Genomic DNA, 18,860 nt, shown 5'->3' with positions numbered 1-18,860 from the left:
GGTGCACTCTGCACTCGTGACGGCAGCCGCCTCTGCGCCTAGGCTGTTCGTCCGGCTCGGGTTTGGAGGCAACCGTGGACGCGGAGGACGAACGGAGCCAGCGGACGCGCGAGCTTTTTCGCGCCGCCGCGGCCAAGATGCAGGTGCACCAGGCCGAGATCGCGCACGAGATGTGGGCCGCGGGCCAGCGGAGCCTGCGCGAGCGCGCCCTCGCACAAGACCCGATTTTGTCCGAAATGGACCGTGTATACTGTGCGTCCACTTTGGCCCATTGGCTGATCGCCAACATTGACGATCCCGGCTGCCGGGTCGAGACGGCGATGATCCCCGACACCCGGCACTACGCGCGCGACCTCGCGCTCCGCGGAATGGACACGAACGACGTCGAGGCATGGCGGGCGTCGCAGCGAGTCAACTGGTCCGCGTGGCTGAGGTTCTGCTTCGACACGACCGACGACAAGGACGAGCTTCGCGAGCTGGTCGAGATATCCGGCGATTCCCTGGTGACGTACGTGGACGACTCGATGGCCGCGGTCGCGGCGTATATCGACGAGGCGCGGGCGGAGCTTGCCGAGGGGCCGGAAAGCGAGCGATTGGCGACTGTGCAACTACTGCTCCGCGGCGCCCCGATCACCCGGCCCCGGGCGGAAGCCCAGCTCGGCTACGCGCTCACCGGGCATCATGTGGCGGCGATCCTCTGGGGCGACTCCCCCGATCAGCTCGCCTTCCTCGAGGACGCGGCCGAGCGGGTCATGCGCGCCGCGGGCGCCGCGCGCCGCCTGACGCTCGTCGCGGGGACGACGACGCTGTGGATGTGGATTCCGGGGAGTTCCGCGCCCTCCCGAACAGACCTCGACCAGATCGTGGCGGATGTCCCCCACGTGCGGATCGCCCTGGGACGGCCGGCACCGGACGTGCACGGCTTCCGGCGCAGCCACCTCGACGCCGACGCGGCGCAGTCGCTGCTGACGCGCCTTCGGTCCGGATGCCGTGCCGTCCATTTCGAGGACGTGCAGCTCGTCTCCTTGCTGACCAACGATCTCGCCGAGGCGCGTCAGTTCGTCGCGGACACTCTAGGCGAGCTGGCGACCGCCGACCGGGTGCTGCGCGACACGGTCAGGGTCTTCATCGCCGAACAGTTCAACATCTCGAAGGCGGCCGACCGGTTGTTCGCGCACCGCAACACGATCGACCGCCGTCTGGTCCGGGTGGACGAACTGCTCCCGCGCCCGCTCGCGCGGAACCCGGCCGCTGTCGACACCGCACTGGCCCTGGTGGAGCTGCAGAGCGGCGAGCAGCGGGCCTAGAGCAACGCCTGCGCGGAGAACCCGAGGCGCCCCATCCCGGCGCGCTCCGCGGCGTCGAGCTTCTTCGACACCGCGGTCGTCACCGACAAGTCGACGCCCGCGCTCTCCAGCTCTCCCAGTGCCCTCCGGACGCCCTCGGCGAACACATGGATCGTCGCCTGGTCCGTGTCGTGCCGCCCGGACTCGATCGCGGCGGCCGCCTCCTCGGCGGCATGGCGCAGCACCTCGATGCCGTGCAGCGTGGCGTACCGGACTTCCTCGAGCGTCCGGCCCCGCCGCAGCAGGCACGCCGCCGATTCGACGAACCCGCTCATCGCGGTCACGAAGAAAGCGCCGCAGCCCAGGTACAGCTCCTTCGCGCCGGCGATCTCGTCCGACACGTGCCGCGAACGCCCGCCGAGCAGCATCAGGACAGGCTCGTGCCGCGCCCACACCGGGGACGGGCCGGAGAATGCCACCATCGCACCCGGTTCGCCGATCTGGTCGGGATAGCACAAGGTCGACCCGTCCAGGAACGAAGCCCCTTGCTCTCCTACCCAGCTCGCCAGCGTTTCGACGTCGTCGTTGGTTCCGTCGCTGAGATTGACCACTGTGCGCCCGGCGAGGCTGGAAGCCGATGCGAGCACGGCCCGGGACGCGTCGACATCCGACATGCAGACGACAGCCAGTCCGGTGCTCCCCACCGCGTCTTCGACGGACGCGGCCGGACGGACGCCGTCGGCGGCGAGCGCCTCGGCCCGGCGCGACGTGCGGTTCCACGCCGTCACCGCGAGGCCGCCGGACGCGAACCTCCGCGCCAGTGCCGATCCCATCAATCCGCAGCCGAGCACGGCCACATCGTGCCGGGGCGGGCGAGTCATCGCAGCCGCCGTTTGAGGATCTTGCCCGTGGCGGTCGTCGGCAGGGAGCCGACGATCTCGACGAGCCGCGGGTATTTGTAGCCGGCCATCTGTTCTTTGCTCCATTCCACTAGCTCGCGCGGCGTCACCTCGGCGCCGTCGCGCGGGATCACGAACGCCTTGACCTCTTCGCCGTGGCTGTCGTGCGGGACGCCCACGACAGCCGCGAGGGACACCGCCGGATGGGTCAGCAGCACTTCCTCGATCTCCCGCGGGTACACGTTGTACCCGCCCCGGATGATCATGTCTTTGGCGCGGTCGACGATGTAGTACCAGCCGTCGTCGTCGCGACGGGCCAGATCGCCGGTGCGGAACCAGCCGTCGCGGATGGCGTCGGCGGTCGCTTCGGGCCTGCCGTGATAGCCCTTCATCACGTTGTGCCCGCGGACCGCGATCTCGCCGACCTCGCCCGGACCGGTCACCTCGGTCCAGTCGGGCTTGATCAGTTTCAGCTGAACGCCCCAGACCGGCTTGCCGATGGAGCCGGGGCGGGGCGGGGCGCCGGGATCGCCGATCGTCGCGAGCGGCGAGGTCTCGGACAGCCCGTAGGCCTCGATGACCCGCACGCCGAGCCGGGCGTCGATCTCCTTGATCAGCTCGACCGGCAGGGGTGCGCCGCCGGACATTCCGATGCGCAGGTTCTTGACGATGCGGGCGACGTCGACGTCAGGGCCCAGCTCCCGCAGCAGCCCCCACCACATCGTGGGGACGCCGGCGAAGAAGGTGATGTCCTCTTCGGACATCAGGCGGACGACGCGGCCGGCGTCGAAACGGGGCACCAGGTGGAGCGTCGCCGCGGTCGAGAAGCCGGCGTGCAATTGGGCGGTGGCGCCGAAGGTGTGGAAAAGCGGCAAGCACACCACATGGCTGTCGCCGGCCGGCCGGTTCCGGAGTATCCGGTTCAGGGTGAGCACGTTGAGCATCGTGTTTCCGTGCGACAGCTCGGCGCCTTTCGGCTGGCCCGTCGTGCCGGAGGTGTAGAGGATCACCGCGGTGTCGGTCGCTTCGGTGACGGCGGATTCGAACGTTTCCGGTTGCCCGGCGAGAGCCTCGTGCAACGTTTCCGCGGCCGTGCTCGTCTCCGGGACGGCGGCGATCAGGAAGAAATGCTCGACGGCGGCGACGTCGTCGAATGCTTGACGCCCCTCTTGACCGATCGGGAGTTCCGCGCTGCCCTCGAAGCAGAAGTACGCGACGGCACCGGCGTCCGCGAGGTGGTAGGCGATCTCGCGCCGCTTGAGCAGGACGTTCAGCGGCACGACGATCGCGCCCGCCTTGAGGATTCCGTAGTAGACGATCGCGAACTCCGGCCGGTTCGGGCAGCTGAGAGCGACTTTGTCTCCCGATGCGACGCCGCGCTCGGCCAAGAGGTTCGCCACTTGGCTCGCCGCAGCGTCGACCTCGCGGTAGGTCATGCGCTTCTCGTCCAGCACCAGCGCGGTTCTGTCGGGATGGTTGCGGGCGGAGTCCTCCAGGAGGACGGAAAGGTTCAGCATGGCGGCTCCAGTCGGCGGCGTGGTGTCCGGGCCGGGCGGCGGGTGCGATCCCGGCGCCCGGCCCGGGGTTCATCGGGGTGCGTTCAGGCCATGGCCGACGTGATGGCGGACGCGACGCGCCTGACCGCGTCCCGGCTGGTCGCGCTGAGCGCGGTGTAGGAGAGGTAGCCGTGCACCAGGCCCGGTTCCCTGACCAGCTGCGTCGGGACGCCGCTTTCGGTCAGCTTGGCGGCGAACGCGAGGCCGTCGTCGCGCAGCGGATCGAAACCGGCGACAGTCACCAGAGCGGGCGGCAGTCCGGTCAAGTCTTCGGCGAACAGCGGCGACACGCGCGGGTCGGCGCGTTCGACCGACGGCGGCAGGTAGTGATCGGTGAACCACGCGATCTGCTTGGCGGTCAGCGCGGGCGAGTCGGCGAACTCGCGGTTCGAGGGCCGGGAGCCGACCAGGTCGGTAACGGGATAGATCAGCGCCTGCAGTGCCGGCTTCACCCGGGAATCGCGCAGCTTCTGAGCAAGAACCGCCGCGAGGTTCCCTCCCGCGCTGTCGCCCGCGACGACGATGCGACCGTCCGGGACGCCCCACTCGGCGGCGTGCGCGACGGCGAACTCCCAGGCTGCCATCGCGTCGTTGTGCGGTGCGGGATAAGGGTTTTCCGGCGCGAGGCGGTATTCGACGGACAGGATGTCCATACCCGTGTGATGGGCGATCAAGCGCACCGGGCCGTCATAAACCGCCCGGCTGCCCAGCACGAACCCGCCGCCGTGGAAGAACACGATGAGCCCGGCGGAGGAGGCGCGTGCGCGGTACCGGGTCGCTGCGAGGCCGCCGCGCAACCGCAGTTCCTCCACGATGTTCATCGGGAGCGGGCGCTCGCCGTAGATCGCCGCGTCCTTCAGTTCGGCGGCGCGCGCCTCGACGGGGCTGAGGTCGCTGAAATCGGGGGCTTTCGCCACGACGGACATGAGCATCGCGATCTCGGGGGCCATCTGCTCGCCGTCCGCGTTCACGGGCACCTTGACCAGTCGCTTCACCAGCGACGGGGGGAGTTTGCCCATACCGATCCCGAGCTGTCGCTGTACCCAGTCCCCGGCCGAGATCCGGGTGGTGGTCGCGGTGTTCATCGCACCTGCTCCTTGCTCGAGGAGGCGGCACGGGCCGCCTGCTGGTCGCCGGCGGAGCTGAACTGCAGATGCTCGTCGTAGAGCGGGCCGTTGAGCAGTCGTTTGTCGGCCTGGTACGACGTGAGCATCCGCCACGGCAGCCTGGTGCCCTGCTTGGGCATGCTGTCCGCGTTGCGGGTCACGTAGCCCGCGTTCAGGTCGAGCAGCGGTTCGGTGGCCATTCCGGGCTCGGCCACCGGCATGGCTTTGGTGTAGCCGTGCGCGTCCAGGTGCCGGATCAGCCGGATGACGTACTGCGCGGTCAGGCCGACCTTGAGCGTCCACGACGAATATTTCGTGTACCCGAAGGCAAAAGACCAGTTCGGCAGGCCGGACAACAGCATCCCGCGATAGGTCACGCAGGAACCGACGTCCAGTTTCCGCCCGTCGACCGTCTGCGGGATCCCGCCGAACATGCGCATGTTGAGCCCGGTGGCAGTGACGATCACGTCCGCGGGGATCTCCCCTCCCGAGGCGAGCAGGACGCCGGATTTGGTGAAGCGTTCGATCGTGTCCGTCACGACGGACGCCTTGCCCGCGGAGATCGCCTTGAAGAAGTCTCCGTCGGGAGTCATGCACAGGCGCTGTTCCCAGGGTTTGTACGGCGGGTTGAAGTGCGTGTCGACGGCGTAGCCCTTCGGCAATGCCTTCTTGGTCAGGTTGCGCATCAGTTTCCGCCCGGAGTTCGGGAACTTGAGCATGTACCCGACGAAGAAGAAGTCCCGCCACACGTTCTTGAACCGGGTGGCCGCGTATCCGCGCCGCAGCCCGAGAATTCGGTACAGCGCCTGGGAGATCTTGTCGATGCGCGGCAGCGTCATGATGTAAGTGGGGGTGCGCTGCAGCATCGTGACGTGTTCGGCCGCGCGGGGGCCGGTCGTCATCGCGGGAACCATGGTGACGGCGGTCGCGCCGCTGCCGATCACGACGACTTTCTTGTCCGCGTAGTCGTAGTCCTCGGGCCAGAACTGCGGGTGCAGGATGTCGCCCTCGAAGTCTTCGCGACCTTCGAAGCCAGGCGCGAAACCCTCGTCGTACCGGTAGTAGCCAGTGGCGCCGTAGACCCATTTGGTCTTCAGCTGCACAGTTTTCGGCTTCTGGCCGGGGACCGCGACCCGGACCTGCAACGTCCAGGCGCCCTCGGCGCTGGACCAGTCGGCCGACACAACCTGGTGATGGTAGCGGATCAGGTCGTCGACACCGTGCTCGGCGGCGGTTTCTTCGAGGTACTCGCGGATCAGGTGCCCGTCCGCGATCGCGTGCTCGTGGCTCCACGGTTTGAACTGGTAGCCGTAGGTGTGGAGTTCGGAGTCGGAGCGGACACCGGGATACCGGAAGAGGTCCCACGTGCCGCCGATCCGGCCGCGCCCTTCGAGCACGACGATTTTCTTGCCGGGAAAGGCGTCCCTGAGGTAGCACGCCGATCCCACGCCGGAGACCCCTGCTCCGATGATGACGATGTCGGCGGCCTCGGGGCGGGCGTCGTTGCCGGCCATGGTGAGCTCCTCGTCTCGATCTGCTCAGGCCGGTCGTCCGGCCAGGAAGTCATGCTGCGCCAAGGGATATGGCCGATGCCACGCACATCAGTGGCGTCGTGGGGACGGGTCTGGTGCAGAGTGCACCGGGCCCGGCGGTCAGGAGCCGTCCGGCGTTCCGATCGGGAGCATCACGTGCTTGGTGCGCGTGTAGTCGTCGAGGGCGTAGGCGGAGTTGTCGCGGCCGTAGCCCGATTTCCCGAAGCCGTTCCACGGCATTTCGCTGGCGAAGCTGAGGTGCGAGTTGACCCAGACCGAGCCGAACGCCAGTTCCTCGGTGAACCGGAGCGCGCGGGCCTGGTCGCGGGTCCACACCGATGCCGCGAGACCGTATTCGACGTCGTTCGCCTTGCTCAGCGCCTCCGCCTCGGCGGCGAACGTCTCCACCGAGATCACCGGGCCGAACACCTCCTCGCGCGCCATCTCCGTCCCGGGAGCGACGTCGGCGAGGATCGTCGCCGGGTAGAAGAAGCCGGGGCCTGCGGGCATTTCGCCGCCGAGGACGACCCTGGCGCCGTCCTGACGCGCCTGGTCCACCATCGCCGCGACGCGGGAGCGATGGGCCCCGCTGATCAACGGTCCGAGTTCGAACTCCTCGCCCGCCGCGGCGTTCCCGCTGCGCAGCTGCCGGGCGGCCGCGGTGAGCGCTTCCAGGAGCCGGTCCCGAACGTCCTCGTGGCAGATCACCCTCGTCGCGGCGCCGCAGTCCTGGCCGGCGTTGCCGTAGCCGACGGCGATCAGCGTCTGCACGAGGAGGTCGAGGTCGGCGTCCGGGAACACCACCACGGGCGCTTTGCCGCCGAGTTCGAGATGGACCCGCTTGACCGTGGTCGCGGCGCCCGCCGCGACCTGCCGGCCCGAACCGACGCCGCCGGTCAGCGCCATCATGTCGATGCCGTCGTGGTGGCTCATCGCACGGCCGACAGTCGCGCCGGCGCCGGTCACGACATTGAGCACGCCGTCGGGCAGGACCCCGGTGGCGAGGCCGGCCAGGACGAGGGTGCTGAGCGGGGTGAGCACGGACGGCTTGAGCACCATCGTGTTCCCCGCTGCCAGCGCCGGCGCTATCTTCCAGGCCGCCATGAGCAACGGGAAGTTCCACGGCGTGATCGCGCCGATCACGCCGACGGGTTCGCGCCGGATATAGGACAGTTGGCCCGCGACGTACTGGCCGGGTGCCGGGGCCTGAGCGGTTCGCGCGGCTCCGGCCATGAAGCGGAAGCAGTCGGAGATCAGGGGAATCTCGTAGGTGGCGTACGCATAGGACTTGCCGACGTTGAGCGCTTCGAGCGCGGCAAGCAGTTCGGCGTGCTCGTCGACGACGTCAGCGAAGCGGAACAGCGCCTCGGCGCGGGCTCCGGGCGTCGTCCGCGCCCAGGCGGGCAGTGCGGTGCGCGCTGCCGACACCGCGGCGTCGACGTCGGCCGCGGTGCCGTTCGCGGCGACCCCCAGCCGCGCGCCGGTGCCGGGATTGGTCACCTCGATCGTCTCGGCGCTCGTGCTCGGGACGAAGCCGCCGCCGATGTACAGGGCCGGAGCCAGATCGTCGATGCGCCGCTGCGCGTCGGCGAGGATCTTCTCGGGGGTCATCTCAGGATCCTTCGGTCGGGGTGGGGAGGTAGGTCGGGCCGAGCGCCAGCACGGGGGCGAGCAGGTCGTCGTCGAGCAACTGGTCGGGCGTGGCCTCGGCCGAGGGCCTGCGGACCTGGCCGGGATAGCCGACCGCGCGGCGTGCCTCGGGCGCCATGTAGTAGGTGCTGGCCAGGAAATAGAAGGCCGCTTCGGCGAGTTCGGCCGGCCAGTCCGCGACTGCCTCGGCCGAGAGTTCGCCGGCCGCGGCGGCCAGCTCGGCGGCTTGGATGAAGGCTGCTGCGAGGTCGGGATTGGCCTGGAGCGCGCGGTGTACGAGAGCGGCGTAGCCAGGCAGGGCGGTCAGCCGGGGCGACCGTCCGGTGCCGGGAAACCACAGGTCGGCGAGGCGTGCAGCGCCGGCGCGGGCTTGGTCGTCGGGGAAATCGATCACAGCGGAATCCTTTGGCCGGCGGCGGTTTCGACGAGGTGCTCGGCAGCGCGCAGCGCGAAGGCGGTGATCGTCGGCGTCGGATTGACCGAGGACGACGTGACGAAAACGCTGCCGTCGAAGACGTAAAGGTTGGGGACGTCGTGCGACCGCCCGTATCCGTCGACCACCGAGGTCGCCGGATCGGTGCCGCACCGGGCGGTGCCGAGCAGGTGCCAGCCGGTCTCGCCCCCGAAGTCCACGCGTTTGGTGGAGACGGCCCCGGCCGCTTCGTGGACCTCGGTGATCCGGTCCAGATGCCAGTCGAGCGCGCGTTTGCTCTCGTCTGACATCGTGTAGCGGATCTTCGGCGCCGGAATGCCGTCGCTGTCGACGAGGTCCGCGTCGAGGACGACCCGGTTGTCGAAGGCGGGCAGATCCTCGATGGACGCCGAAATCTCGAACGCCCGGCCGTAGAGCCGCTCGACGAGTTCATGCCCGGCCGTGCCGCTGCGCTCGGCGAGCGGCAGCTCCGCGAACCGCTGGAGCAGCCCCACCGGGCCTTGGAGCACGACAGCCGTCCACTTGGCCCCGCGGCGAAAGCCCCGGCTGGCATCGGTCTCCGCGAAGTGCATCGACCAGATCGGATGGCTCTCCGGACCCAGCCAGGGCTCGACGTCCTTCTCGTACTCGCCCAGCACGGTCGCCACCGGGTGCATCATCAGGTTGCGCCCGACGTAGCCGGAGGAATTCGCGAGCCCGTCCGGGAACCGCGACGACGCGGACAACTGCAGCAGCCGAGGAGTGCCGATCCCGTTGGCGCACAAGATCACCACCGGCGCGGCCGTGTGCTGTTCGATTCCCGCGCGGTCGATCCACGTGGCACCGGTCGCGAGGCCCTGACCGGAGACGGTGATCTCGCGGACCCGCGCCCCGGTCACCAGGTTGACTCCTGCCGCCAGCGCGCCGGGCCACATCGCGACGTCGAAGGACGCCTTCGCCCCCTCGGGACAGCCGCTGCCGCAGGTCCCCCAGCGGGCGCACGGCCCGCGGGAACCGACGCCCTTCGACAGGATCGCCGACGTTCCCGGCCACCAGCCGATGCCCAGCTTGTTCATGCCCTCGGCCGCGATCCGGCCGATGCGGCCGATGGGCAGCGGCGGCTGGGGAGGCACGTAGCCGGGCGGATAGGCGATGTTGCCGCCCAGCCCGGAGACGCCGATCATCTCGTCGACAGCGTCGTAATACGGCTCCAGTTCCTCATACGTGAGCGGCCAGTCGTCGGCGACGCCGTCGAGGGTGCGCACCCGGAAGTCGGACGGGATCATCCGCGGCCACTCCGCCCAGAACAGGACGCTGCTGCCGCCGACCCCGTTGAACATGAGCGGATGGACGTCCGAATCGGAGTCGTTGACCGGATAGTCGCTCGGCCGGCCGCGGTGGTTGGGGTTCGGATTCCACGGACCGGCGACCAGCAGATCGCGTTCGGGCTTGTCGCTGGGATAGTCGGCGGCGGCAGGCCAGTCGCCCTGTTCCAGGACAGTCACGCGGAACCCGCTCTCGGCCAGCAGCCGCGCGGCGGTGGCTCCGGACGGCCCCGCGCCGATGATCAGCGCGTCGACGTCGCCGTCTCGCGAAGACGGGCCAGGCACGGTCATGGGCGCGCTCCCTCTTGCTCGGTATTTAAGTCAGACGGTTGTGTTTAAATACGGGCATGCCGAAGATCGTCGACCACCGCCAGCGGCGTGCCGAGATCGCCGACGCCGTGCTGGCGATCGTCGCCGAGGACGGCGTCGGCGCCGTCACCCTGCGCGATGTCGCGGACCGCAGCGGCTGGTCAACCGGCGTGCTGAACCACTACGTCGGCGGCCGGGACGACCTGCTGCGGCTGGCCTTCCGGCACACGTTCTGGCTCTCCGGACAGCGGCTGGCGGCCATTGCCGAGGAGACCGGACTGGAGCCGGCCGAGCGGCTGGTCCGCATCCTCACCGCGCACCTGCCGCTCGACGGGCCGTCGGTGGCTTTCGCCCGGATCACGCTGTTCTTCTACGCCGAAGCGGCCAGCTCCCCGGACAAGCTCGGCGAAGACATGCTCAACTACCTCACCTCGTGGCGTTCGACGGTCGAGGACCACGTGCGCGCGGCGCTGGATTCGCGCGGCCTGCCGACGTCCCGGGCGCGGGAGATCGGCGACCACCTCGTGGCGGTCATCGACGGCTACGCCAGTTACGAGGTGCTCGGCTCGAACCTGTGGAACGGCGGCGATCGCACCGTCGCTCCCCCGGTCCGGGACTGGGTCGAGTCGGCGCTCGCGATGAGCGCCGCGGGCTCGGCGCGGCGCTGAACCCGGACCGCCCGGCCGCCGCGGTCCGGCGGCGGCGAAGGCTCCGTTGCCTGTCATGGGTGCACTCCCGAACTCCGTCCGCCGGACCGCTCGCCCGGCGCGGTGCCCATGGTTCGACATGGCCGTCGGCGCGCGCCACACACATCTGGGGTGTCCGCGAACGCACGGGGGTGCACATTGCACCCGTCATTCGCGCCGGTCCGCCCAGTCGTCGGTGGACTTCAGCCACGCCCGGTCCGCGACCAGATCGCGGCACGTGCCCGCCCGCTCCCACTCCTCGCTCGCCAGCAACGCGCGATGGAACGGGAGCAGCGTCGGAATACCCTCGACGACGGTCTCGTCGAGGGCCTTGCGCATCGCCGCCGCGGCGGCGGCGCGGTCCTCGCCCCAGGTGATCACCTTGGCGATCAGCGGGTCGTAGTAGGGCGGCACGGCGTCCCCCTCGGCCACGCCGGTGTCGACCCGCACCCGGTCTCCCGACGGTGCGGCGAACCTCTCGATCCGGCCGGGGCCCGGCCGGAACCCTTTGGCGGCCGATTCGGCGTTGATCCGGCATTCGATCGCGTGGCCGGTGATCCGCACGCCGGGCTGGGCGAAGCCGAGCGGTTCGCCCGCGGCGACGCGGATCTGCTCCTCGACCAGGTCGAGGCCGGTGACGAGTTCGGTGACCGGGTGCTCGACCTGGACGCGGGTGTTCATTTCGAGGAAGTAGAAGTCGTCGCCGGCGAGCAGTCCTTCGACGGTGCCGAGCGAGAAGTAGTCCGCCGCTCGCGCCGCTCGCACCGCGATCTCGCCCAGCCGGGTGCGCTGAGCGTCGGTCAGCAGCGGGCAGGGTGCTTCCTCGACGAGTTTCTGGTGCCGCCGCTGGACCGAACAGTCCCGTTCGAACAGGTGGACCATGTTGCCGTGCGTGTCGCCGATGATCTGCACCTCGACATGGCGCGGGTCTTCGAGATAGCGCTCCAGGTAGACCGTGGCGTCGCCGAAGAAGCGCTCGCCCTCCCCCGCTGCGCCTTCGACCGCGGCGGCGAGTTCGTCGGGACCGCCGGCCACGCGAAACCCCTTCCCGCCACCGCCGCTCGCGGCCTTGGCGGCGACGGGGTAGCCGATCGCCGCCGCCGTCGCGAACGCTTTCGGTCCGGGGTGAACCGGTTCGGTGCACCCGGGAACGACCGGGACGCCGGCTGCCGAAACTGTCTCCCGCGCCCGGATTTTCGACGACATCATCTCCATCGAATCCGGGCTCGGGCCGATGAAGACCAGCCCGGCCGCCGCGCACGCACGGGCGAACTCCGGATTCTCCGACAGCAGGCCGTAGCCCGGATGGATCGCCTGGGCCCCGGTGGACAGCGCGGCCTCGACGATGCGATCGATCCTCAGATAGCTTTCGGCCACCGGGGCCGCGCCGATCGGCACGCTTTCGTCGGCCGTCCGGACGTGCAGGCTGCCCGCGTCGACGTCGGAATGGACGGCGACGCTGGCGATTCCCATTCGCCGCAACGTTTTCATGACGCGGACCGCGATCTCGCCCCGGTTCGCGACGAGGACTTTGCCGAACACGAATCAGTCCTCCAGGGTCACGAGCACGTCGCCGTCGGAGACGACGGCTCCTTCGGCGACGTGGATCTTGGCCACGACGCCGTCGTCCTCGGCCTCGACCGGGATCTCCATCTTCATCGACTCGAGGACGAGCAGCACGTCCCCCTCGCTGACCTGGTCTCCGGTCGTCACAACGATTTTCCACACTGCAGCCGCACAGTCGGCGACGATTTCGTTCATGGTTTCTTCCTTGTCTGCACGGCGAGCGCGCCTTGGCTGGCTTCGAGGAACGAGGCCACGACCTCGCGGGTCTCGCGCGGGTCGATCATGTGCTCCACTCCGAACGCTTCGACGGTCCGCCACGGATCGACGAGCGAGCGCATGCGGTCCTCGATCTGTGCCCGCATCGCGGCGGGGTCGTCCGCCGCCTCGATTTCGCGCCGATAGGCGGCTTCCACTCCGCCTTCGATCGGAAGGTCGCCCCATTCGCCGCTCGGCCACGCCAGGCGCAGCCCGAGCCGGTCCGGGTTCGAGGTCGCGGAGACGGCGAGTCCGTAGGCCTTGCGCACTTGCACGGTGACGATGGGGACCGTCGCCTCGACCACCGACTGGATCGCGCGCACTCCCCAGCGCATGACGTTCGCCCGCTCCGCCTGCGGGCCGACCATGAAGCCGGGGACGTCGACGAAGTAGAGGACCGGGAGGTGAAAGGTGGTGCAGAGATTCATCAGCCGCACCTGTTTCTCCGCCGCGGCGGCGTCCATCGCGCCGCCGAGGTGCTGCGGATTGCTCGCGAGGACGCCGATCGGCATCCCGTCGATCCGGGCGAGACCGGTGACCAGGCTCTTGCCCCATCGGGGGCCGATCTCGAAGAACGAGTCCCGGTCGACGACGGCCTTGATCACCTTGGCCGCGCGGTAGGCCTGCCGCCGGTTCTCCGGGATGATCTCGAGCAGTTCCGGTGCGCGGCGGTCGACCGGATCGTCGCAGGACGTGCGTTCCGGGAGCTGCCAGACATTCTGCGGCAGATAGCTCAGCACCGCCCGCAGCTGGGCGATCGCGTCGTCCTCGTCCCGCGCCAGGTTGTCGACCGCGCCGCTCGCGGTCGCGACGGGACCGCCGCCCAGCTCGTGCTTGTCGATGTCGATGCCCAGCGCGCGCCGCACGAGCGGCGGGCCGCCGGCGAAGAGCACGGAATCCTTGGTCATCACCGAAAAGTGGCTGGCCACCGCCCGCGCCGCGCTGCCGCCGACCGCGGCTCCGCTCACCATCGTGAGGACCGGGACCTCGCCGAGAAGCTCGAAGGAACGCGTCCAGCTCACGGAACTGGTGAGATAGGTGTGCCCTTTGTCCTCCTGGGCCGCGACGTCCCCGCCGATGCCCTCCACGAACATCAGGAGCGGGATCTTGTACTCGTGGGCGAGATCCTCGACGAAGCCGCCCATCCCGCCCTTCATCCGGTCGAGGTAACTCTGCGGGGCGCCCGCGCGCACGGTGAAGTCCTCCCCGCCGAGCGCGACCGGCCGACCGTCCACTTTGGCCAGTCCGCACACGTAGCTCGACGGCAGCGTCCCGAGCCGGTTGCCGAGTGCGTCGCGCTCCTCGAAGACCGCGAATTCGCCGATCTCGCTGAAGCTCTCGGAGATCGCGGCGATGCGTTCGCGGATCGTGTACCGGCCCTGGTCCTTCTGCCGGGCCACCCGCCGCTCGCCGCCGAGCTTGCGGGCCTGCGCGCGGCGGACCTCGAATGCGTCCAGGGCGTCCGCCCAGCTGAATCCGCCGGGTGTGCTCATCGCGGCACCTCCATGACGTCGGGCGACGTGATGTCGCGGGAGAGCAGATGTTTCTGGACCACGCCGGTCCCGGCGCTGCGCACGAACTCGGAGCCGTCGGTGACCGTCAGGTATCTCGGCATCGCGAACCGGGGAAGCACCTTGCGGCAGTGCGCCACGAACTCGTCGGGCACCAGGCCGTCGCCGTCCGGGACCACGAAGACTTTGATCTCGTCCTCGCCGCCGTGCTCGTCGCGCACCGCGATGGCGACGCACTCCCGGACTCCGTCAGCCGTGTTCAGGCTGTGCTCCAGCTCCCAGACCGAGATGTTCTCGCCGCGACGGCGGAAGCTGTCCGTCCGCCGGCCGTCGAAGCAGAGGAAGCCGTCGGCGTCGAGATGGCCGGAATCACCGGTGTGGAACCACAGATTGCGCCAGGCCTCGACCGTCGCCTCGGGTCGGCGCCAGTAGCCGAGGGCCGTGAGGTGCGGACGGCGCGGGCGGTAGACGATCTCGCCTGTTTCGCCCGCGGGCAGCGGGCGGTCGTTCTCGTCCACCACCCGCACCTCGATCGCGTCGTGCGGATGTCCCGCCGCGCCGCGGCGGCGCTGCTCGACACTGTCCATCGCGATGCCGTCGCATTCGGTCTGGCCGAACAGGGTCAGGACGGGGATGCCGAGCCGGTCCTCGAACGTCTCGTAGGCGATCCGCGGAATCGGCGCCCCGATCATCCTGCTCAGCCGGTGCGACCCCGGTTCGGGCAGCTCCCCCTGCGCCAGGATCGACAGCATCGCTCCCACCCCCGCGGCCCACGTCGCCCCGAACTCGCGGACATCGGCGAAGTACTCACTGGCGGAAAACCGTTCGCGGAAGGCCATCGAGCCGCCCGACTGCACGCACGCGGCGAGCTTGACGTGCCCGTCGACGTGGAAGAACGGCAACGGGAAGTACCCAACGTCGTCGGCGTCGAGACGGAGCCGGTCGGCCCAGATCTCGGCGAGATTCGAGAAGTACGCACGCGGGAGCATCACGCCTTTGGCCGGCCCCGTCGTTCCTGACGTGTAGAGGATGGTCGCGAGGTCGCCGGGGCCGAAACTTCGTTGCGCCGCATCGAGTTCGTCCCGCTCAGCCGGGCCGACCGGATCCGCGGTCAGCTCGCTCATCGGCAGGACGTCGCCGGACGCCGCCTCGCGCACCGGCCCCAGGCATTCGTCCTGGCAGGCGATCAGGCATGGATCCGAGTCGGCCAGGACGTGCGCCAGCATCGGGCCGCGGAGTTCGACGTTGACCGACACCTCGACCGCGCCGAGCCACCAGATGCCGAACATCCACGCGACCCGGTCGATCGAATTTCCGCTCACCAGCGCGACGCGGTCCCCTGCGGACACCCCGCGGCCGCGCAGCGCCGCCGCCACGCGACGCGCCCGCTCCGCCAGCTCCCCGGTGGAGACAACCTGGCCGCGCGTGCGGAGCAGCGGGCGGCCCGCGTCCCGGGCGACCGCGCGCAGCAGGTCGTCCACGGGGCTCACGCGACCGGCCGCCCGCGGACGGGACCTGGACCTGCTGACGTCGTTCACGAAGAGATCCCTTCGGTCCTCGGGGTTTATTATTTCAGACGTTTGATATAGAACAGTTCTCGTCCATCCGCTGTCAACCCCCGTGGAGGTCGCGATGACTGGGAGCCCGCCATGACCTGGACGACGACAGTGCACCCGTGGTCGTCCGACTTCGACTACCTCGGACACCTGACCGCGGCCGTCTACCCGAAGGCGTTCGAGCAGGCGCGGGTGGACTACCTGCGCGACCGGTGGCAGACCCCCGCACCGGCCTATGTGGTTGCCGCGCAACGGATGCAGTACCTCAAGGAGGTCCTCGAAGCGGACGGCCCGCTCAAGGTCGCGCTCCGGCCGGTACGAGTGGGCCGCTCGAGCTTCGATCTCGCGGAACTGCTGTGCAATGCCGAAGGCGCCGTGTGCAACCGCTCCGATGCGACGCTCGTGGCCTGGGACCTCGAGACGCGCCGCCCGCGGCCGCTCACCGCAGGCGAACGCGACGCCCTCAGCGCGGACATCACCGCATGAACACCGGATTCCCGCTGTCCAAACAGGAGGTTGAACATCACTATGACTGCTGAACGCCGCACTGGAAAACGTGTCCTCGTCACGGGCGGCGCGGGCGAGATGGGCGCGCACGCCTGTCGTGTCCTGGCCGGTGCCGAGGAGATCGCCGAAGTACTTGTCGCCGACCGGAACGAGGCGGCTGCCACCGCACTCGCGGACGTGCTCGGCCCGCGGGCGAAGCCGCTCGCGCTGGACATCTCCGACGCGGCCGCGCTCGCCGGCGCGCTGTCCGGCATCGACATCGTGCTCAACACGACGGGGCCGTTCTACCGGTTCGGCCCGCTCGTCCTGCGCGCCGCGATCGCCGCCGGAACGCACTACCTCGACATCTGCGACGACTTCGAGCCGACCCTCGAGATGCTCGGTCTCGATGCCGCCGCGCGGGAAGCCGACGTCACCGCGGTGATCGGGGTCGGCGCGAGTCCCGGCATCAGCAACCTGCTCGGCGTGCTGGCGATGAACGAGTGCGACGCGGTGGAAACCGTCTACACCTCTTGGCGTGCATCGGGTTTCCAGCGTGCCGAGGTCGACGACAGCGTGCGGTCGTCCGCGGCGGTCGAACACTGGTTGCACAACTGCACCGCGACGATCAAGGCGTGGCGCGACGGCGGTCTCGCCGACACCCAGCCGCTCGAGGAGCGCACGCTCAGCTATCCGGGACGGGGCGAAGCGACGGTCTGGGTGTGCGGCCATCCCGAACCACTGACCCTCCCCCGCTCCCGAAGCGGCGTAAGGGAATCCCTCAATCTCATGACGTCCAGGCCGCGGTTGATGGAGGCGGTGATCCGCACGGCGAACCGGGTCCGCTCCGGCGAACTCGACGTGGCGGCAGCGAGCCGAGCCCTGGTTCTCGAGCCGGGCACGATGGGCTCCGCCGCGGGTCCCGCGCCGTCGCTGCCGGTGCTCTTCGCCGTCGCGGAGGGAACGAAGGACGGCAAGCGAATCCGCGTCGGCGCCCGCCCCCTCGTCGTCCCCGACGACAGCATGGGCACGATGACCGGCATTCCGCTGGCCGTGGCGACGCTCATGACAGCGCGAGGCCAGGGCGGCCGACCAGGCGTCCACGGGCCGGAGGTCCTCGACGCCCGCACGTTCTTCGCAGACCTGGCTCAGCACGCGCGCCAGGCACCCGGAAACGAACGCCCTGCCGACGTCGTCGAGGTCGTCGTCGAGGAAATCACCGCCAGGTAAGCAAGGAGGTGCACCTCGGCCGGGCCGAGGTGCACCTCCTTCGAACACTGTCACGGCGTTCAGGCCGCCGCGGGGCGCATCTCGATCCCGCGCGGATGGCGCAGCCGCGACACGCCCGTGGCAAGAAGAACCACCAGCGACATCCCGACGGCTGCCACATAGCCGGTGGTGTAGAGGGATTCCTTCGGCAAACCGGTCGCGGCGTCGGTGCCGGAACCGAGCACGGCGGAGATCACCGCCGAACCGAATGCGAACCCGATGGCCATCGCGGTGCCTCCCATACCAGAGGCCATTCCCGCCTTGTCCTCCGGGACGGCGTACTGCGGGACCGCGAACCCGCCGCTGTATCCGGCCCGGCTGCCGAGCCCGATGATCGCGGAACCGACGAGGTAGTGCCACGGCTGGCCGTGCGCCACAGCGAGCCACAGGAAACCCGCCGCCGACACGAGACCGCCGAACACGAGAACCACTCCGGGCCGTCCCTTCGCGACGAACTTCTCGGCAGCGGCCCCGCTGGCGAACATCGACAACGCGAACGGCAACATCAACAGGCTCGATTTCAACGCGTCGTATCCGAGCCCGTATCCCGCCGCGGCCGGGGTTTGCGTGTAGTAGGTCACCAGCAGCAGCAACGCGCCGTCCGTCGCGCCGAAAAGCCCGACCGACAGGCACGAGGCGGAAACGTAAGGCTTCTTCAGCAGGCCGACGTCGAAGACCGACGTCGAGGACCGGCGTTCCGCCACTGCCCAGACCACACCGGCGACGACGCCCGCCGCCAGCAGAATGTAGGGCAGGCTCCCGGTCCAGACCGTGCCCTGCGAGAGGGCGAGGAGAACCAGGCCGAGCCACCCGATCATCCACGCAGTTCCGAGCACCCCCATGCGGCCGCGGGACGTCGCCCGTTCCGCCGGGAGGACAGCCACGAGCGCAACAGTCGTCAGCGCCAGCACCGCCGCCATCGCGTAGAAGAAGGTGTCGACGGAGAAGTACTTGACCAGCACTCCGCCGCCGGTCAAACCCAGGACCACGCCGATTCCGCTCGCGATGATGGACACGCGCACCGCGACGCCGATCGCGCTCCCCGGCAGCAGCCGCCGCAGGAAAACAAGCGGGAGCAGCATCGAACCGCTGCCCAAGCCCATCAGCGCTGCCCCGGCGACCAACGCCGGGTAGGCATGGCCGACCGCGGCGACCAGCGCGCCGACAGTCATCACGACACCCGAAGCCAGCGCCGTCGTGCGGTCCCCGCGCAAATCCGACAGGCGCGGGATCAGCACGAAACCCGCGCCGGAGGCCAGCGTCATCGCGGTGAAAACCCAGGCCCCGGACGCGACGCTGAGGTGATACTGCTCCTGCATGTCCGGCAGCAAGGGCGGCAGCATGAACGCGATCGCATTTGTCACGGTCCCGAGGAATCCCGCCACGGCAATGAGCAACCAGCGGGCCGGCTCCCTTCCGGTGCCGATTCTCGCCGGCATTCCGACCGCATCGTTGA

Annotated in this window: 16 protein-coding genes; 4 read left to right on the top strand and 12 right to left on the bottom strand. The window is 69.5% G+C overall.

Annotated elements, in window-relative coordinates; genetic code table 11:
• Positions 1-74: 74 nt before the first annotated feature.
• The gene (locus WA670_RS32805) at positions 75-1,307 is read left to right on the top strand and encodes a PucR family transcriptional regulator (protein ID WP_237598531.1); all 1,233 of its coding nucleotides are present in this window, start codon (positions 75-77) and stop codon (positions 1,305-1,307) included.
• Here WA670_RS32805 and WA670_RS32800 read toward each other — a convergent pair.
• From WA670_RS32800 to WA670_RS32770, 7 genes are all read right to left on the bottom strand, one after another.
• Positions 1,304-2,167 (bottom strand): NAD(P)-dependent oxidoreductase, encoded by an 864-nt coding sequence (locus WA670_RS32800; RefSeq protein ID WP_336160104.1) that lies wholly within the window; start codon positions 2,165-2,167, stop codon positions 1,304-1,306. The genes WA670_RS32805 and WA670_RS32800 overlap by 4 nt on opposite strands.
• The gene (locus tag WA670_RS32795; RefSeq protein WP_182895685.1) at positions 2,164-3,702 is read right to left on the bottom strand and encodes a long-chain-fatty-acid--CoA ligase; all 1,539 of its coding nucleotides are present in this window, start codon (positions 3,700-3,702) and stop codon (positions 2,164-2,166) included. The genes WA670_RS32800 and WA670_RS32795 overlap by 4 nt, the downstream gene beginning before the upstream one ends.
• A gap of 83 nt (positions 3,703-3,785) precedes the next feature.
• Positions 3,786-4,826 carry an alpha/beta hydrolase gene (locus tag WA670_RS32790; RefSeq protein ID WP_182895684.1) on the bottom strand — a complete coding sequence of 347 codons (1,041 nt, stop codon included), beginning with the start codon at positions 4,824-4,826 and terminating at the stop codon, positions 3,786-3,788.
• Positions 4,823-6,361: a flavin-containing monooxygenase gene (locus WA670_RS32785; RefSeq protein WP_336160103.1), complete on the bottom strand. Its 1,539-nt coding sequence runs from the start codon at positions 6,359-6,361 to the stop codon at positions 4,823-4,825. The genes WA670_RS32790 and WA670_RS32785 overlap by 4 nt, the downstream gene beginning before the upstream one ends.
• 138 nt (positions 6,362-6,499) lie before the next feature.
• Positions 6,500-7,990: an aldehyde dehydrogenase family protein gene (locus WA670_RS32780; RefSeq protein ID WP_182895682.1), complete on the bottom strand. Its 1,491-nt coding sequence runs from the start codon at positions 7,988-7,990 to the stop codon at positions 6,500-6,502.
• Between the two features lies 1 nt (position 7,991).
• A complete protein-coding gene (locus tag WA670_RS32775; RefSeq protein WP_182895681.1) occupies positions 7,992-8,423 on the bottom strand; it encodes a hypothetical protein in 432 nt (143 codons plus the stop codon).
• The gene (locus WA670_RS32770; protein WP_182895680.1) at positions 8,420-10,057 is read right to left on the bottom strand and encodes a GMC family oxidoreductase; all 1,638 of its coding nucleotides are present in this window, start codon (positions 10,055-10,057) and stop codon (positions 8,420-8,422) included. The genes WA670_RS32775 and WA670_RS32770 overlap by 4 nt, the downstream gene beginning before the upstream one ends.
• Positions 10,058-10,113: 56 nt before the next feature.
• On the opposite strand from WA670_RS32770, the gene WA670_RS32765 reads away from it, so the two are divergent.
• Positions 10,114-10,743 (top strand): TetR/AcrR family transcriptional regulator, encoded by a 630-nt coding sequence (locus WA670_RS32765; protein WP_182895679.1) that lies wholly within the window; start codon positions 10,114-10,116, stop codon positions 10,741-10,743.
• A gap of 186 nt (positions 10,744-10,929) precedes the next feature.
• On the opposite strand, the gene WA670_RS32760 is transcribed toward WA670_RS32765, so the two are convergent.
• From WA670_RS32760 to WA670_RS32745, 4 genes are read right to left on the bottom strand one after another with little or no spacing between them, the layout of a single operon-like run.
• Positions 10,930-12,303, bottom strand: a complete 1,374-nt coding sequence (locus WA670_RS32760; protein ID WP_182895678.1) for an acetyl-CoA carboxylase biotin carboxylase subunit — start codon at positions 12,301-12,303, stop codon at positions 10,930-10,932.
• 3 nt (positions 12,304-12,306) lie between these two features.
• Positions 12,307-12,522, bottom strand: a complete 216-nt coding sequence (locus tag WA670_RS32755) for a biotin/lipoyl-binding carrier protein (protein WP_182895677.1) — start codon at positions 12,520-12,522, stop codon at positions 12,307-12,309.
• The gene (locus WA670_RS32750) at positions 12,519-14,075 is read right to left on the bottom strand and encodes an acyl-CoA carboxylase subunit beta (protein ID WP_336160099.1); all 1,557 of its coding nucleotides are present in this window, start codon (positions 14,073-14,075) and stop codon (positions 12,519-12,521) included. Before WA670_RS32750 ends, WA670_RS32755 begins: the two co-directional genes overlap by 4 nt.
• Complete coding sequence (locus WA670_RS32745; RefSeq protein WP_182895675.1) at positions 14,072-15,574, bottom strand: AMP-binding protein; 1,503 nt, start codon at positions 15,572-15,574, stop codon at positions 14,072-14,074. Before WA670_RS32745 ends, WA670_RS32750 begins: the two co-directional genes overlap by 4 nt.
• Positions 15,575-15,742: 168 nt before the next feature.
• Between WA670_RS32745 and WA670_RS32740 the strand changes: the two genes are divergently transcribed.
• On the top strand, positions 15,743-16,135 hold the full coding sequence (locus WA670_RS32740; RefSeq protein WP_336160097.1) for an acyl-CoA thioesterase: 393 nt from the start codon (positions 15,743-15,745) through the stop codon (positions 16,133-16,135).
• A gap of 42 nt (positions 16,136-16,177) precedes the next feature.
• On the top strand, positions 16,178-17,365 hold the full coding sequence (locus tag WA670_RS32735; RefSeq protein ID WP_336160096.1) for a saccharopine dehydrogenase family protein: 1,188 nt from the start codon (positions 16,178-16,180) through the stop codon (positions 17,363-17,365).
• A gap of 59 nt (positions 17,366-17,424) precedes the next feature.
• Here the strand turns inward: WA670_RS32735 and WA670_RS32730 are convergent, their stop codons facing one another.
• Positions 17,425-18,768, bottom strand: coding sequence for an MFS transporter (locus WA670_RS32730; protein ID WP_182895672.1), 1,344 nt, complete (start codon positions 18,766-18,768; stop codon positions 17,425-17,427).
• Between the last annotated feature and the right edge of the window lie 92 nt (positions 18,769-18,860).

It is taken from the genome of Amycolatopsis sp. VC5-11, from assembly GCF_037034185.1.
In the GTDB taxonomy this organism is placed as follows: domain Bacteria; phylum Actinomycetota; class Actinomycetes; order Mycobacteriales; family Pseudonocardiaceae; genus Amycolatopsis; species Amycolatopsis nivea.
Note: the sequence above shows the minus strand (reverse complement) of the source record. Positions and strands in the feature narration are given on the sequence as shown.